Annotated in this window: 13 protein-coding genes; 2 read left to right on the top strand and 11 right to left on the bottom strand. The window is 39.4% G+C overall.

Annotated elements, in window-relative coordinates:
- Positions 1 to 92: 92 nt before the first annotated feature.
- The 7 genes from whiA to uvrB all read right to left on the bottom strand — a co-directional run bounded on the left by whiA (position 93) and on the right by uvrB (position 10161).
- Positions 93 to 1028 carry a DNA-binding protein WhiA gene (gene whiA / locus AC1F25_RS03030; protein WP_479994236.1) on the bottom strand — a complete coding sequence of 312 codons (936 nt, stop codon included), beginning with the start codon at positions 1026 to 1028 and terminating at the stop codon, positions 93 to 95.
- Between the two features lie 33 nt (positions 1029 to 1061).
- A complete protein-coding gene (locus AC1F25_RS03025) occupies positions 1062 to 2060 on the bottom strand; it encodes a gluconeogenesis factor YvcK family protein (protein WP_002316327.1) in 999 nt (332 codons plus the stop codon).
- Complete coding sequence (gene rapZ, locus AC1F25_RS03020; RefSeq protein ID WP_002292102.1) at positions 2057 to 2941, bottom strand: RNase adapter RapZ; 885 nt, start codon at positions 2939 to 2941, stop codon at positions 2057 to 2059. The genes AC1F25_RS03025 and rapZ overlap by 4 nt, the downstream gene beginning before the upstream one ends.
- 136 nt (positions 2942 to 3077) lie before the next feature.
- Positions 3078 to 3809, bottom strand: coding sequence for an aspartate racemase (locus tag AC1F25_RS03015; RefSeq protein WP_002292103.1), 732 nt, complete (start codon positions 3807 to 3809; stop codon positions 3078 to 3080).
- Positions 3810 to 3812: 3 nt separating this feature from the next.
- Positions 3813 to 5078, bottom strand: coding sequence for a D-aspartate ligase (locus AC1F25_RS03010; RefSeq protein WP_119364943.1), 1266 nt, complete (start codon positions 5076 to 5078; stop codon positions 3813 to 3815).
- 262 nt (positions 5079 to 5340) lie between these two features.
- Positions 5341 to 8157, bottom strand: coding sequence for an excinuclease ABC subunit UvrA (gene uvrA / locus AC1F25_RS03005; protein ID WP_002313677.1), 2817 nt, complete (start codon positions 8155 to 8157; stop codon positions 5341 to 5343).
- A 9-nt stretch (positions 8158 to 8166) separates the two neighbouring features.
- Complete coding sequence (gene uvrB / locus AC1F25_RS03000; protein WP_002292109.1) at positions 8167 to 10161, bottom strand: excinuclease ABC subunit UvrB; 1995 nt, start codon at positions 10159 to 10161, stop codon at positions 8167 to 8169.
- Between the two features lie 258 nt (positions 10162 to 10419).
- Between uvrB and AC1F25_RS02995 the strand changes: the two genes are divergently transcribed.
- Together AC1F25_RS02995 and AC1F25_RS02990 are read left to right on the top strand one after the other, a co-directional pair.
- Complete coding sequence (locus tag AC1F25_RS02995) at positions 10420 to 11922, top strand: amino acid ABC transporter substrate-binding protein/permease (RefSeq protein ID WP_002292110.1); 1503 nt, start codon at positions 10420 to 10422, stop codon at positions 11920 to 11922.
- 1 nt (position 11923) lies between these two features.
- Positions 11924 to 12661, top strand: a complete 738-nt coding sequence (locus tag AC1F25_RS02990) for an amino acid ABC transporter ATP-binding protein (RefSeq protein WP_119364942.1) — start codon at positions 11924 to 11926, stop codon at positions 12659 to 12661.
- A 44-nt stretch (positions 12662 to 12705) separates the two neighbouring features.
- Here the strand turns inward: AC1F25_RS02990 and AC1F25_RS02985 are convergent, their stop codons facing one another.
- The 4 genes from AC1F25_RS02985 to AC1F25_RS02970 all read right to left on the bottom strand — a co-directional run bounded on the left by AC1F25_RS02985 (position 12706) and on the right by AC1F25_RS02970 (position 18023).
- Positions 12706 to 13854, bottom strand: coding sequence for a glycerate kinase (locus tag AC1F25_RS02985; RefSeq protein WP_479994235.1), 1149 nt, complete (start codon positions 13852 to 13854; stop codon positions 12706 to 12708).
- A gap of 44 nt (positions 13855 to 13898) precedes the next feature.
- Complete coding sequence (locus AC1F25_RS02980; protein WP_479994234.1) at positions 13899 to 15224, bottom strand: enolase C-terminal domain-like protein; 1326 nt, start codon at positions 15222 to 15224, stop codon at positions 13899 to 13901.
- Between the two features lie 42 nt (positions 15225 to 15266).
- Positions 15267 to 16571: an SLC13 family permease gene (locus AC1F25_RS02975; RefSeq protein ID WP_479994338.1), complete on the bottom strand. Its 1305-nt coding sequence runs from the start codon at positions 16569 to 16571 to the stop codon at positions 15267 to 15269.
- A 96-nt stretch (positions 16572 to 16667) separates the two neighbouring features.
- Entirely contained in the window at positions 16668 to 18023 is a 1356-nt protein-coding gene (locus AC1F25_RS02970) for an enolase C-terminal domain-like protein (RefSeq protein WP_479994233.1), read from the bottom strand.
- Positions 18024 to 18026 lie beyond the last annotated feature (3 nt).

Below are 18026 nucleotides of genomic sequence, written 5' to 3'. Positions count from 1 at the left end.
AGAAGAAGAAAAGAAAAGCAAGTGATATTTTGTTAAATAAAAAAAACTGATACATCCGCACCTCTGCTTCATGTATCAGTTTTTACATTGGATTACACTGCTTCTTCACGTAGTTTTTCCGCAAATTCATTGATTTTGCGTATACGGTGATTGATTCCCGATTTGGATATCGTACCTGAGGGAATCATTTCCCCTAACTCTTTCAAACTGACTTCTGGATGCTGAAGCCGGAGTTCAGCAATTTCCTGAAGTTTTTCAGGAAGGGCATGCAGACCGACCTTTGCTTCGATCAATTCGATGTTTTCAATTTGTTTAGAAGCCGCATCAATCGTCTTATTCAAATTTGCTGTCTCACAATTAACTAGGCGATTGACCGAATTTCTCATATCCCGTACGATCCGCACGTCTTCAAATCGAAGCATCGAATTAGTTGCACCAATCAGTGTCAAGAAATCAGCAATCTTTTCTGCACCTTTTAAATAGGAAATATAGCCATTGCGTCGTTCAAGCGTTCGAGCATGCAGTCCGTAATAATTCAACATATCGCAAATGTCTTGGTTGTGCTGTTCATAAATGGAAAATATCTCTAAATGGTAACGGCTTGTTTCTGGATTATTGACTGAACCCGAGGCCATAAAAGCCCCACGTAAATACGAACGCATTTTTTGCGAATTCCCCATAATCTCGTCCGAAACGTGTCCATTGAACATCATACCATCCATAATATCAAGATCCATCAACACATCTTTTGTGCCTTGCTTCAAGCGGACGATATAGACATTGTTCTTTTTTAATTTCATTTTTTTACGAACGAGTAGCTCACTTCGTACCTGATAATGATCTTTCAAAAGAGAATAGATACGTCTGGCAATTGCAGCATTTTCTGTTTGGACGTTCAAAATAAACTGCTGGTTCATAATACCTAAAGAGCCGTTCATTCGCAACAAAGCAGCTAATTCTGCTTTCGCATGTTCTCGATGAACTTCCAAACCAGTTAGTTCTTTCTTCACATCTGCAGCAAATGACATCCTATTCTCCTCCTTTCTCCAACAATAAATTGCTTAATATTTTGAACCGAAAACTAATCGGAATAATTCTTCTACCACTTTGTCTCCATCATGGAAGACACCACCGTCTTTCAATTCTAAAAAGTCGGTAGAAATCACTCGACAGCCTTCATTTCTCAATCCATGGAAATCATGTGCGACTTGTACTAAGTACTCATCATAGATTTCCGGGTCCATATAATCTTCTGGTACTTTTTCCGTATTGACTAGTACCGTGTCGATAAAAGGCTGTTTCAAATGCTTGTGTAAGACACGTATATGATCGGCATCGGTGAAGTGTTCAGTTTCCCCTTTTTGGGTCATGATATTACAGATATACACGGTTTCAGCAGTTGTATTAATCATAGCTTCGCCAATTTCTGGTATCACTAAATTGGGAAGGATGCTAGTGAATAAACTGCCGGGACCCAAAACGACCATGTCGGCATCCATAATTGCTGAAACGACTTTTCGTGCCGCTTTAGCTTCACTTTTATCATTCGTGTTGCAAACATAGACATGATCGATCGTTTTGCGATCAATCGCGATTTTAGATTCTCCTACTGCAGTCGTTCCGTCTTTAAAGACGGCATGCAAGGTCAAAGGCGTTTCTGAAGAAGGATAGACGTGTCCATCTACATGCATCATTTTCGCTAATAATTGAATCGCTTCATATGTGCTTCCTCGCATTTCGGAAACTGCAGCAATAATCAGGTTACCGATCGTATGATTGGCTAAGAACTGATCTTCTTTTTTAAAACGATATTGGAAAATATCTTCATAGAATTGCGGCATATCTGATAACGCTACTAAGACATTTCTCAAGTCACCAGGAGGAGCCATAGCGATCGATTCTCTGATTGCGCCGCTGCTTCCACCATCATCCGCAACAGTTACTACCGCCGTGATATCTGCTCCCTGATTTCGTAAACTTTTTAGGATAACCGGCAGACCCGTGCCACCGCCGACCACTACGATCTTTGGTTTTCTTATCCGGTAGGTTTTCATTTTCACGACCGGTTCACCGTCTCTTTCCTTTTATCCTTGTCCCGATGTGTCACATTGACTTTATATGTTTTTCCTAAAGCATTTGCCAAACGTTCAGTCAACGCCACAGAACGGTGTTGGCCGCCTGTACAGCCGATTGCAACTGTCAAGCTGCTTTTTCCTTCTTTGATATATCCAGGCAATACGGTTTCCAGAAGATCCAAAAATTTATGATAGAAAGATTGTGTTTCATCAAAGGACATCACATAATCATAGACTGGCTGGTCTTTACCAGTTAGTGGTCTTAGTTCTGGAATATAATGAGGATTTGGCAAAAAACGTACATCCATCACGATATCAGAGTCAATCGGCAACCCATATTTAAAGCCAAATGATACAAATTCGATTCGAAATCCTTGGTCTCCCTTTGACTTGAAAGACTCGTTGATTTTTTCGCGTAATTGTCGTGGTGTCAATGTCGTGGTGTCAATGATCACGGAAGCTTGTGCTTTCAAGTCGTCTAATATTGCCCGCTCTTTACGGATTCCTTCAGTGATCAAACCGTCCATTGCCATCGGATGCGCTCGTCTTGTTTCTTTGTAACGAGCAACTAGTTCTTCGTCCGAAGCATCTAAAAACAAGATAGAAGTGTCGATGAAGTTCGTATTTTCGATTTCAATCAGCATGTTTTGAATTTCTTCAAAGAAGGAACGAGAACGTAAATCTACTCCTAAAGCCATTTTTGTGACTTTACCTGATTCTTTGATCAATTCCCAGAATTTTGGAATCAATCGAGGTGGCATATTATCGATACAAAAATAGCCCATATCCTCAAAACTTTGGATAGCTACTGTTTTTCCTGCACCGCTCATACCTGTTATGATGACTAATTGCAAATTATCTGTCATATTTACGAACCCCTCTCACATTGTACATAATAAAATTATATCATTCCGGGCGTATCATTACCAGCTTTCTTTCTCTTTTACAAAAAGATTTGGACCAAATATCTTTTAGGATATTTGCCCCAAATCCAAGATTTTTCTACTTTTCAGATACTGTATCTAATGCTTCGTTTCTTTCAGCTAATGCACGTTCGATCGTCCGATCCGCTAAAATAGATTGAGCATCGATCACTGGGTAATGATTATCTTCAGCAAATTCATGCATCAAAGATAATTCCGTGCAACCTAGAATAACTTTTTCACAGTTTAATCGCTCTACCGCTTCCTCCAAAATCTCATAGTAGAGTTCTTGATTCAAGTGATCTGACTCTTTGATTTCATGATAGATCAAATAATTGATTTTTTCTTGAAGCGCAGTATCAGGAATCACTGTTTCGAATCCAAGATTTTTGACTTCGCGTTCATAGATTCCAGCTTTCATACTTCCTTCTGTTCCTAGAATCGCTACTCTCCCTGTCGTATGCTGACGGACAAGTTCATTTGCTGCTTCTCTTGGCATATGCAGAATAGGAATATCCGTTGCCGCTTGTAATTCTTCAAAAAAGTAATGTGCTGTGTTACAAGTCAACACAATGAAGTTTGGTCGCAATAAATTTTGTTTCTCAATATCGTCCAGCAGAAACGGCACTGGATTTTCTTCTGATCGATCTAAAATATAAGCTGTACGATCAGGAACTGTTGCATGATTGAATAAGACATAATTCAAATATTCTTGATCTTTTGTAGCTTTCGTTCGGTGGTTGATCAAGCGAACAAAACTTTCTGTTGCCATCGTGCCCATTCCGCCTAAAATACTGAAAAAATTCTCCATGAACTAGCCTTCTTTCACATGAAAATACTTTTTGAATCTTGGAATATAGTTATGGAACATATATTTCATCAACATCCAGCGCTTGATTGACCGATCTTTTTCATAAAATACAGTAGTGCCGTAACGATTTTCTTTGATCATTTGCTCAGCTAGTTTTTTGTCTTCATTTTCCCGAGCATATTCTAAAAAGATTTTTTTGGGCACACCCATCCATAATCTTGCTTTATCTGATTGATTCGTTCCATAGGTCGTTTCAACAAAGGGTTTGTTGAACACTCGATCTTCTGTGACGAAACGAGCCAGATTCAAGCCGTTCAATGTCACAAAGAAACTGCTACGTCCTTGTCTCAAATTGATTTCAAATAATTTATATTCTCCATCTCTAGAATCATACTTCATATCGAAATTGGCAAAGCCGGTATATTCGATTTTTTCCAAAAATGCTTTAATGGTTTGATAGATTTTTTCGTTATAATCTGGCATGATCACAACGTAATTTCCAATCGATGCTGGTGTAGGATCTTCTAAAAGTGGATGACCAAGACACATCATCCGAACTTGATGATCTTCATCTACATACGCATTTAGCACACGCATATTACTATCATCACCCGGGATAAAATCTTGTACGATCATTTCACTAGTATAACCGGCTTCATAGATCCGACCTAAAATCAAATCAAACTCTTCTCTCGTTTCTAGAATAAACGCTTTTTTTCTTCCTTCAAATTGAACAGAAAGGTACTCCACACTGTTTGCGGGTTTCAAGGCAACCGGGAATTCAAAAGGCAATTCCTGTTCTAAGCGTCCATTTACTAACATTTCTTCTCTGACGATCAATGTTTTAGGATACGGAAGATCATATTCTTCACAAACTTCATAAAAGCTTACTTTATTGATCAGTCTTTCAAATAAAGAATAATCAATATACGGACAGATAAAATATTCTGACAGCTCTTGCTTATGTTGAGAGATCAATTCTGCATACCCATCACCACAAGCGATCAAAAGATATTTTTTACTCTTATCAGAATATCTTTCTTTTGCCAAACGAAGCATCGTCTCGATAAATACAGGGTCTTTATCAAATCCTGGAATGACTTCTACATTGACGATTTTACTGTAGCGGGTAGGGGCTAATTGATCAGAAGCATATGCTTGGCAGACTTTGCCGTATGCTTCGTTAAAAGAACGTGCCATACCATAAACGTTCATGTCGCTTCCTAATAATATAGGGATAAATTCTTCATTTTCAATACTGTTCATCATTATCTCTCACTTACTCATAATCTCTTGTTTTTCTTTTCTAACTACACAAGGAATATCATACCATAAAGAAAAAAGCAATCAAAGGAAACTCCTCCGATTGCTCAATTCTTTTTTGAACGGATTGAACTTATAGGAAGTTTTTATCTATACCAATCAGTGTAGAAAGAACTACCATGTAATGATTCTAGAACACTAGTATTAAGAAAACAAGCACAAATTCATTTTTTTATGTTTTTTTAACTATCTCAGCGATCTATCTTCTTTATACCATTATTTTTTTCAAATAGTGACCTGTATAGCTTTCTTTTACATCAATGATTTCTTCTGGAGTTCCAGTCGCAAGGATCGTTCCTCCGCCTTCTCCGCCTTCTGGTCCTAAATCAATGATATGATCGGCTGTTTTGATTACATCTAGATTGTGTTCGATCACTAAAACTGTATTACCAGCGTCTACTAACCTTTGTAACACTTGCAGCAAACGGGCGATATCGTCGCTATGAAGACCAGTCGTTGGTTCATCTAATATATAGAAATTCTTTCCATTAGAGATTTTGTGTAATTCACTGGCAAGTTTCATCCGTTGCGCCTCGCCACCGGACAATGTCGTTGCTGGTTGTCCCATCGTCACATACCCTAAGCCAACATCAACGATCGTTTGCAGTTTGCGATGAATCTTTGGAATATGCTTGAAGAATTCTACAGCATCTTCTACCGTCATTTCCAAAACATCTGCAATGCTTTTTCCTTTGTAATGCACTTCTAATGTTTCAGAGTTATATCGTTTGCCATGACATACTTCACAAGGAACATAGACATCAGGCAAAAAGTGCATTTCGATCTTAATAATCCCATCCCCGCGACACGCTTCACAACGACCGCCTTTTACGTTGAAACTAAAACGACCTTTCTTATATCCCCGCATTTTTGCCTCGTTTGTTTGAGCAAATAACCCACGGATATCATCAAAGACACTCGTATAAGTCGCTGGATTACTTCTCGGCGTCCGTCCGATTGGGCTTTGATCGATGTCGATGATCTTTTCGATACTTTCGTAGCCGGAAATTGTCTTGAATTTACCTGGCTTGGCAGAATTCTTATTTAATTTCTGCGCTAATGATTTCTTTAAGATACTATTGACCAATGTACTCTTTCCAGAACCAGACACACCTGTTACTGCTACAAATTCTCCTAAAGGAAATTCGACACTGATATTTTTCAGATTGTTTTCTGAAGCACCAGTAATCTTGATTGCTTTCCCATTACCTTTACGGCGTTCTTTTGGCACCGGGATCGATTTTTTCCCTGAAAGATATTTCCCTGTCAAAGAATTTTCGTCATTAGCTACTTCTTCAGGAGTACCTGCAGCAACGATTTGTCCGCCTTGTTCCCCTGCTCCAGGTCCGACGTCAATCAGATAATCTGCTGCCCACATCGTATCTTCATCATGTTCGACCACAACGAGTGTATTGCCAAGATCACGCATTTTCTTCAATGAGCCAATCAGTCGATCATTATCGCGTTGATGTAATCCGATCGATGGTTCATCTAAAATATACAGAACTCCAGAAAGATTCGATCCAATTTGCGTAGCCAATCTGATTCGCTGTGCTTCTCCTCCAGATAACGTTCCCGAAGCACGACTCAAGGTTAGATAGTCTAATCCGACATTTTCTAAGAATGAAAGTCTGTCATTTACTTCTTTTAAAATCGGTTTGGCAATCACTTTTTCTTGTTCAGATAATGTAAGGTTTGAGAAGAAGTCTACTGCTTTTTGGATAGACAATTCATTTGTTTGCCCAATATTCGTTCCATTGATTTGAACAGATAATGCTTGAGGATTCAAACGATAACCTTTACACGTTTGACAAGTCAATTCGGTCATATAAAGACGCATTTGCTCACGCGTGAAATCACTGTTCGTATCATGATAACGACGTTCGATATTTTTCAATACTCCTTCGAAAGTTGTTTCTACATCGCGAACGCCACCAAAATCATTTTCATAATGGAAATGGAAAAGTTCATCTGTTCCATTTAAGATGATCTCCTGATGTTCTTCCGGTAATTCTTCGAATGGTGTATCCAAATCGATACCGAAACTTTCGCAAGCCTGCGCTAACATTTGAGGATAATATTGAGAGCTGATTGGGTTCCATGGAACGATTGCACCTTGACTAAGCGTCTTCGTTCTATCTGGAATGACTAAATCTTGATCGACTTCTAATTTGACGCCTAAACCGTCACAGTCTGGACAAGCTCCAAAAGGCGCATTGAAGGAGAACAGTCTTGGTTCTAGTTCACCAACAGTAAATCCGCAATAAGGACAAGCATAGTGTTCGCTAAACAACATTTCTTCTTCGCCAATCACGTCAACCAAAGCATAGCCGTCTGCCAGTCGCAAGGCTGCCTCTAAAGAATCAAATAGACGAGAACGAATTCCTTCTTTCACAATGATCCGGTCGATGACGATTGCGATATCGTGTTTTTTGTTTTTCTCCAGCTCAGGTACTTCACTTAAATCATAGATTTCGCCATCGACTCGAACGCGGACGTATCCCTCTTTTTGAATTCGTTCGAATATTTTTTTGTGTTGACCTTTTTTCTTTACCACGATTGGTGCCATTACTTGAATCTTTGTGCGCTCAGGTAAAGCCATTACTTGATCGGCCATTTGATCTACTGATTGACTGGTAATCTCGATATGATCGTTGGGACAAATCGGATGTCCTACACGAGCAAACAACAAGCGTAAATAGTCATTGATTTCCGTCACAGTACCTACTGTCGAACGAGGGTTTTTACTTGTTGTTTTCTGATCAATAGAAATCGCCGGACTCAATCCGTCGATGCTGTCTACATCTGGTTTATCCATTTGACCTAAAAACTGGCGGGCATACGCAGAAAGACTTTCTACGTATCTCCGCTGTCCTTCTGCATACAGTGTATCAAATGCTAAGGAACTCTTTCCAGAACCGGACAAACCTGTAACGACCACGAATTTGTCTCGTGGAATCGTGACATCTATATTTTTCAAGTTATGGGCACGTGCACCATGAATCGTAATTTTATCGTTAGCCATGTTGTCCTCCTACTTCGAAGCTTTTAATTCTAAAATCATATCTCGTACATTAGCGGCTGTTTCAAAATCCAAAGCTTTTGCCGCATCTTTCATTTCTTTTTCTAATTTCATCAATAACGTGTCTTTTTCTTCCTTCGTCATTTCTTCATACGACACTTGTACCGCTTCTTTTGTATCATCTTCCGATTCTTTCGTAATAGAAATCAAATCTCGGATTTCTTTAATGATCGTTTTTGGAACGATCCCATGTTCTTCATTGTACTTCTGCTGAATCGTACGACGTCTTGACGTTTCATCCATCGCTAAACGCATAGAATCCGTCACCTTGTCTGCGTACATGATTACTTTCCCTTCTTCATTACGAGCAGCTCGCCCAATCGTTTGGACTAAGGAACGTTCGCTACGTAAAAAACCTTCTTTATCTGCATCCAAGATAGCAACAAGAGAAACTTCAGGTACATCTAATCCCTCACGAAGCAAATTGATTCCGACTAACACATCAAATTCGCCTAATCGTAGATCTCGAATGATCTCTGTTCGTTCCAACGTTTTGATATCACTATGCAGATATTTGACTTTGATTCCTAATTCTTTGAAATAATCTGTGAGGTCTTCTGCCATTTTTTTCGTCAGTGTCGTTACAAATACCCGTTGATCTTTTTCGACCCGTTCATTTATTTCGCCTACTAGATCATCGATTTGTCCCATGATTGGACGGACTTCGATTACTGGATCAAGCAGCCCTGTCGGACGGATGATTTGTTGGATAACGGTATCAGTTTGTTCATATTCATATGGTCCTGGTGTCGCAGAGACATAAATGATCTGATTGACATGTTTTTCAAATTCTTCTAGACGAAGCGGTCGATTGTCTAAAGCAGATGGCAAACGGAAACCGTAATCTACTAGCATCTGTTTTCTCGCTCGGTCGCCATTATACATTCCTCTGATTTGAGGCATGGTCACGTGCGATTCGTCAGCCACGATCAAAAAATCTTCAGGAAAGAAATCCAATAGCGTATAAGGCGGTTCGCCTTCTTTACGTCCGTCCATATGCCGAGAATAATTTTCGATTCCTGAAGTGTAGCCCATTTCTAACATCATTTCAATATCATAATTGGTTCGCTGTTCTAAACGTTGAGCTTCTAGAAGTTTGTTTTCATTTCGTAAAACAGCTAAACGCTGCTCTAATTCTGCTTTGATATTCGCTACGGCATGCTCCATATGTTCGTCATTCGTCACAAAGTGAGTTGCCGGGAAGATTGCTACATGTTCCGTTTCTCCTAAAACTTCACCTGTCAGCGCATTGACTTCTCGGATACGTTCGACTTCATCTCCAAAAAACTCCACTCTTAAGGCACGTTCATCTCTTGAAGCCGGGAAAATCTCCACGACATCACCACGCACTCGAAAACGACCGCGCTGAAAATCTATATCATTTCTTTCGAACTGGATACTGACTAAGTCACGAATCAACTGGTTGCGATCTAATTCTGCTCCTTGTCGAATCGAAACGACTTGTTTTTGATACTCAAAAGGCGAACCTAATCCAAAAATACATGAAACGGATGCAATGACGATCACATCATTTCTTTCTAATAATGAACTAGTAGCCGAATGTCGTAATTTATCGATCTCATCATTTACACTTGAATCTTTTTCGATATACGTATCGCTTGAAGGCACATAAGCTTCAGGCTGATAATAATCATAATAAGAAACAAAATATTCAACAGCATTGTTAGGGAAAAATTCCTTGAATTCCCCGTACAGCTGACCAGCCAATGTTTTGTTATGGGCAATAATCAGTGTTGGTTTATTCACTTTCTCAATAAGATTGGAAATCGTATATGTTTTCCCTGTTCCAGTCGCACCTAATAAAATTTGTGCTTTTTTCCCGCCGACTACGCCATCCACTAATTGGTTAATCGCTTCAGGCTGATCACCAGCCGGTTGGTATTTCGAGACAAGCTCAAAGCGTCGGGAGGTATCTCTTTCAATCATTCTTTGTCCTCCTTTTCATTCATTCCTTTTCATTTTACGACCAATAAAAAGAAAAGGAAAGCAAAGGCATTCCTTACTAAAAAATTATACCACACCGAACATACTTTCGCCACTTTTTTCTCTCATTCTCCATGTTATGTTTTATAACATATAATGTTAGAAACTCGCATTTTTTTCATTTTTTCGAGCCTACAGTCTTGTCTGATTCAGCACTTTTCGCCTATAATAATAAAATATTGGAAATTTAGGAGGTTGATTATGAAAAGAAAGCATTTATTTCACTCATTTGTTTTCTTAATGACAGGACTTGTGACACTTGCGTTTGGTCATGTTGCACAAGCTGACAACACTACAACGGCAGAGTCAAGCACAAGCGAGACAATGCAAAAAATAGAGCCCAAAAAAGACGTATACGTAATTGCTAGCGACTCTGCTTTTGCTCCATTTGAATTTCAAAACGCAAACGGCGAGTACGAGGGCATCGATGTAAAATTGATGGAAAGCATCGCCAAACTGCAAGGATTCAACATCCGAATGGACTATCGTGGATTCTCCGCTGCTTTGCAAGCTTTAGAATCAGGACAAGCAGACGGGATGATTGCCGGAATGACGGTAACGGACGAAAGAAAGAAAAGCTACGATTTTTCTGATTCTTACTTTGACAGCGGAATTCAATTAGCTGTCAAAAAAGGCGACACTTCGATCAAGTCTTATGAAGATTTGAAAGGAAAAACAGTCGGAGCAAAAGTTGGAACCGAAAGTGCAGAATTTTTAAGCGATCATGAATCTGAATACGGCTATTCTATCAAATATTTTGATGCTGCAGATCAATTGTATGACGGGTTGAAAGTTGGCGCAATTGATGCCATGATGGATGATTATCCAGTAATTGGTTATGCGATCAAACAAGGACAAGAATTGGAAACACCAATTGAAAAAGAATCTGGCGGAAAGTATGCATTTGCCGTCAAAAAAGGGCAAAACCCTGAACTTCTTAATATGTTCAATGAAGGATTGAAAGAATTAAAAAGAACAGGCGAGTACGATAAGATCATCAAAGAATATGTAGCAGATGGTTCAGAATCTTCTAGTGATTCTTCCGCAGCTGATGAATCGACATTTCTTGGACTTATCCAAAACAACTATCAAGCATTGTTAAAAGGACTTTGGCGAACGATTCTCTTGACTTTGATCTCCTTCGCTTTGGCTATAGTAATCGGTGTGATTTTTGGATTATTCAGTGTAGCACCAATACGCGCGCTTCGCACGGTTGCTAGCATTTATGTCGATATCATCCGTGGGATTCCGATGATGGTTCTTGCATTCTTTATTTTCTTTGGATTGCCTGGTATCGTTGGATTTACGATCCCCGACTTCATCGCTGGTGTTATCACCTTGACTCTTAACGCAAGTGCTTATATCGCAGAGATTGTTCGAGGCGGAATCAATGCCGTTCCTGTCGGACAAATGGAAGCTTCTAGAAGTTTGGGTCTTTCTTATAATCGGACGATGCAAAAAATCATTTTACCACAAGCGATACGCATCATGATTCCATCATTCGTGAATCAGTTCGTTATCTCATTGAAAGATACAACGATCATTTCCGCAATTGGTGTAGTCGAATTGCTACAAACTGGTAAAATCATCGTTGCACGTACGACACAAAGTACGTATGTTTATTTGATCATCGCGATCATGTACTTGATTTTGATTACAGCATTGACAAAATTAGCGAAAGTTTTAGAAAAGAAGGTGAAGTAAGATGGCAGAAAAAATCTTAGTTGAGCATCTAGTCAAAAAATACGGCGATAACACAGTATTAAACGACATCAACGTATCCATCAACGAAGGAGATGTCGTCTGTATCATCGGCCCTTCAGGTTCAGGAAAAAGTACATTCTTACGTTGCTTGAATCGTTTAGAAGAACCTTCTAACGGTGAGATCATTATTGACGGCGCCCACTTGATGGATAAAAGCACAGATATCAACTTGGTGAGACAACATATCGGAATGGTATTCCAGCACTTTAACCTATTCCCTCATCTTTCTATTTTGGAAAACATCATTTTAGCACCGATGGATCTGAAGAAAGAATCCAGAGAAGAAGCAGAGAAAAAAGCAATCAAATTGCTACAGACAGTTGGTCTAGAAGATAAAAAAGATATGTATCCTGAAATGCTTTCCGGTGGACAAAAACAGCGTGTAGCTATCGCTCGTGCTCTAGCGATGAATCCTGACATCATGCTTTTTGATGAGCCTACTTCTGCACTCGACCCTGAAATGGTCGGTGATGTCTTGAACGTCATGAAAAAATTGGCAGAACAAGGTATGACGATGGTTATCGTTACGCACGAAATGGGGTTCGCTAAAGAAGTAGCCAATCGCGTCATGTTCATTGACGACGGTAACTTTTTAGAAGATGGAACGCCTCAACAAATCTTTGAAAATCCGCAAAATGAACGGACAAAAGATTTCTTGAATAAAGTATTAAATATTTAATAAAAACCAAAAATGCACGGTCGCCATGAAGGGACCGTGTGTTTTTATCTTCTTATTTTCTCACCTAACTGTATCAGTCGCATCGCTTGTTCTCCTGCACAAACAAGCAATCGCTCTACCTGTTCCATCGCATAAGAAAGTTCCATCGGTTCATTGATGATATCAAGTACATAGTCGATACCAGTTTCATAAATGGTCGAAAGATTAGCCGAGGCACTACCGACGATAGCTATAACAGGAATATCATATTTTTTGGCTAGAATAGCAATCCCAACTGGTGCTTTTCCATTCAAAGATTGACCGTCCATTCTCCCCTCACCTGTAATGACAACATCTGCCTTTTTCATGTATTCTTCAAGCTTTAAAAGTTCAAGGATTTTCGAGATTCCTTGACACATTTCTGCATCGCAGAACGCCAACAGACCTGCTCCTAAACCACCTGCCGCACCTGCACCTTCCATTTCTAGAACGGTTATCCCTAACGTTTCTTGGATCTTTTGACCATAATGACAGAGTGCTTCATCTAATTTTAACACTTGCGCTCCAGAAGCTCCTTTTTGTTTCCCATAAATAAAAGAAGCGCCGTTTTGCCCACATAGAGGGTTGGAAACATCAGATAAAATGTAAAAAACAGTCTCTTTCAACCTTGGATTAATATTAGATATATCAATGGAATCAATCATTGCGACTTCTTTCGCGCCAAGCGCTATCTCTTTTCCATCGGCATCTTTAAAAGACACTCCCAAAGCTTGAGCCATACCCACTCCGCCGTCGTTCGTTGCACTTCCACCAATACCGATATAAATTTCTTTTACACCATGGGCTAGTACTTCATTGATGAGCTCGCCTGTTCCATAAGATGTTGCTTCCATCGGATTCATCTGATTGGTTCCAACAAGCATCAAACCGGAAGCTTGAGCCATTTCGATCACGGCACGCTCGGTATCAATCAACCCAAATTTTGCTTGAACCATTTGCTGATACGGTCCAGTCACTGTGATGTATCGATATTCTCCACCGCACCCCTCAATGATTGCATCAACAGTACCTTCTCCACCATCTGCAATCGGGATCTTGAGTACATCTGCTTGTTTCTCCACTCGTTTGATTCCTTCTTCAATAGATGCTTCTACTTCAAAAGTCGAAGCACTTCCTTTATAGGAGTCTGACGCAATGATGATTTTTTTCTTCATGCTACACCTGCTTTTTCTACCATAATCAACATGACTACTTTAAGCTATGGACGTACTAAACATGGCTTTTTGTGATCAAACGTCCATCCTGGAATTAAGAATTGCATTCCTACTGCATCATCTCTTGAATCTAATTCGTTGTCTAAATAGAGCTGATGTGCCTTTTCTACTTTCTCCATATCTAGTTCTACACCTAAACCAATGATTTCTTCTGTCAACTTGATTTTCCCATCTCTAATAACGAATGGTCTTTTTGATAATTCCTGTCCATCTTGCCAGATCCAATGAGTGTCGATGGCTGTGATCTCACCAGGTGCCGCTGCTACATGCGTAAACATCGCAAGTGAGATATCAAAGTGATTATTGGAATGAGAGCCCCAAGTCAATCCAAAATCATGACACATTTGCGCTACTCTGACCGAACCATCCATTGTCCAGAAATGGGGATCTGCTAATGGGATAGATACGCTTTGCAAAGCTACAGAATGTTGCATTTGTCGCCAGTCTGTAGCTACCATATTTGTGGCTGTTGGTAATCCAGTTGCTTTTCTGAATTCCGCTAATGCTTCTCTTCCCGATAATCCATTCTCAGCCCCACAAGGATCTTCCGCATAAGATAAGATACCATTCATTCCCTTGCATAAATCAATTGCTTCTTGCAAAGACCATGCGCCATTTGGATCTAGCGTGATCCTAGAGTTTGGAAAAGCTTTTTTCAAAGCACAGATCGTCTTTATCTCTTCCTCACCTTCTAAGACGCCTCCTTTTAATTTGAAATCCTTAAAACCGTATCTTTCATGTGCAGCTTTTGCTAAAGAGACGATCGAATCAGAAGTCAATGCTTCTTCTCTTCTCAGTCGACCCCATTCATCAGACTCATCGTCATCTAGCAAATAAGGCAACGTCGTTTGTCTAGAATCTGCAATATAAAACAGATATCCTAGAACGTCTATCTCATTTCTTTGCTGTCCATTTCCTAAAAGCGCAGCAACTGGAACTTGAAAGAACTTGCCTAATAGATCAAGAAAAGCTGATTCAATAGCTGTTACTGCGTGAATCGTTGTGCGCAAATCATAAGTCTGCAATCCTCGACCACTACTATCCAAATGATTGAAATTATGATGGACTTTCTTCAACACATTTTTATATTCACCGATTGTTTTACCAATAAGCAGTTGCTTTGCGTCTTCTAAAACCTTTTGGATATTTTTCCCTCCCGGCACTTCTCCTACATCGATTTCTCCATTGTCTGCTGTCATCAAAAATAGATTTCTCGTAAAATAGGGGCCATGAGCACCGCTTAGATTCAGTAGCATACTGTCATAACCTGCGATTGGTATAACTTTTGTATCAATTATTTTCGGAATCATCTTTTTTCTCCTTTTTGTTTTAATTTCTAATTGCCTAGCTTATTAAAAAATTCCTATAGCAAATCCTACCAACGTCCAAACGATGCTGATTCCCCACAATTTGAAGAAAGAAAAGCGAATATACTCTCTAATTATTTCTCCTCCAAGGTCGCAGGCCATGATGATTTGAGGCTGTGCCACGATAGAAGCAAATGCACCAACATTGAAAAATAACGCTAACACGATAATATCTGCAGCAACTCCATATTGTTCTCCTACTGCTGTTATAATGGGAACTAAGGCAAAATACCAAGTATCATTAGTGAAAATGAACATCAAAGGTGTACTCAACAGTGCGATAATGATATGAAGATAGGGTCCCATAGAAGAAGGCAGGATCTCAACTAAAGTCATGACCATTTGTTCCATCATCCCCGTTCCTTCCAATACACCAACTACGACTCCTGACATAAAGACGATCGGTGCTATGGGATAGGTAGCCGCAGCATATTTGCTGACCAGCTTGTTTTGCATCTTGCGATCTGGATAATTGATCACTAGTGCAAGGATTAAACCAACGGCAAAAATATAAAATTCTGGAAAAGAAGTAACGATAAGTAGCGTGACCACAGCTATTGTCAAGCAGAGATTGAACCAAAAAAGTTTAGGTCTTGACATTTCGGAAAGCTCTGGTTCTTCTCCCACTAATGTACCTGCTTCTATATTCTTTTTAATGAATCCATTTCTTTTTTGGCTTTTCTTTCCTAAAAAATAAGCGAATATCATGGTCAAAATCGTCATCAATATCATCAAAGGAATTAGTTTTAAAAAGACATGCATCGCCGGACTATCGACATTTGGCAACAATGCAGCAGCCCGGAGCACCCGTGCATTCCAAGGTTTAATCGTTCCTAACATCGTACCAAGTGAAGTCAAAAAAACCAGAATCATCGGATCAATCTTTAATTTTTTAAACAACGGTAATAGTAATGGGATAACAATCAAATAAGTAGACATGACACTCCCGTCTAATGTTGCAAGGATAGCCAACGGTACAGTAAAACTACACAGGATTGGTCCACCAATCTTCATTTTCTTCAGCACTTTATAGATCAAAATCTCAAATAATCCAGCATCTGTCATTAATGCAAAATACGGTAACGAGAACATAATCATTAAAAAGATACTTCTAGTGAGATCTAGTCCAGATATAATATGTTCTGTTGTCTTGGATAAATCAGCACCGCTTAGAAATGAAAAAACAAGGGGCAAAATCGCAAAACAAACCAAAATATTCAGTTTATCTTTCATTAGCAGAAAAGTGATGACTCCCATCATTGCGAAGCCTAAAATTGCTAAATAACTCATGCCGTAATCTCCTTCAACCATTTTTTCATAATTGATCCAGCTGGCAAGAATAGGAGAAAAGTCAGCTAGTTTCATCAATTATCTTTTATTACATGTTTAGCGCACCAAACAAGGTCTACTTGAATCAAACATCCAACCTTTAATTAAATATTGCATTGCTAACGAGTCATCACGATCCCTATATTTCTTTTCAATTTTTTGATATAGGTGATGCGCTGATTCAAGTTTTTCCATATCTATTTCGATGCCTAATCCAGGCTTATCTGTCACTTTGATTTTTCCATCACGAATAACTAAAGGATCTTCGCATAACGCCTGTCCATCTTGCCAAATCCAGTGTGTATCAATAGGAGTGATTTTTCCAGGAGCCGCTGCTGCACATTGCGCAAATACAGCTAAGGAAATATCAAAATGATTATTAGAATGCGATCCCCAAGTCAATCCGAAATCAGCTAATATTTGAGCCATACGAATACTTCCATTCAACGTCCAAAAATGAGGATCAGCCAACACGATATCTACAGCTTTTGTTTCTAAGGCATGATAGAATTGTCGCCAATTCGTCGCAATCATGTTCGTTGCCACTTGATGCCTTGTAGCTGTCTTGAATTCTGACATGATCTCACGACTAGAAAATCCTTGTTCAGGACCACATGGATCTTCGACATAGGAAATCATTGATAATTTGTCTTTACACAGATCAATTGCTTCTTCTAAAGACCATGCACCATTTGGATCGATATTGATTCGTGCATCGGGGAAAGCGTCGTGCAGTGCTTCTATCGCTTTCATCTCTGCTTCCCCCGAAAAAACTCCGCCTTTCAACTTGAAATTATTGAACCCATATCTTTCTTTCACCGCTTTTGCTAGAGCAACAATTTCTTCAGGTGTCAATGTTTCTTTTCGACGAAGTTCGTCCCATTTATCTTTACATGAAGATTCCACTAAATATGGCAAATCAGTCTTCTCGCAATCTGCGATATAAAATAGATAGCCAAGGACTTCAACTTCGGCTCGCTGTCTTCCATCTCCAAGCAATGTACACATCGGCATATTTAGATGCTTTCCTAATAGATCAAGCATAGCGCATTCAACTGCTGCTTCTGCTTGAACAACAAATTTCATATTTTTCAAATCTAAACCTTGCAGACCCTGTCCATCATTTCCTTTTGCCAACCAACCTTTTTTACGAATAGTTGTAATCACTTGTCGGTAATCAGCAATTTTCTGACCTTCTACCAAAGGAATATAACTTTCTAGCATCTTTGTAATATCTTCTCCGCCATGAATCTCTCCCACTCCTCTTTGACCAGTCTCATCTTCTAAAACAACGATATTCCTTGTAAAGTAAGGGGCGTGGGCTCCACTGAGAGTCAGAGTCATACTGTCATAACCTGCTACTGGATAGACAGCCATTTTCATTATTTTGGGTATCGTATCAATCGTTCTCATACA

This window comes from Enterococcus sp. M-BR2, from assembly GCF_056612775.1.
The sequence above is the reverse complement of the archived record's forward strand: the minus strand, read 5'-3'. Positions and strand labels throughout refer to the sequence as shown.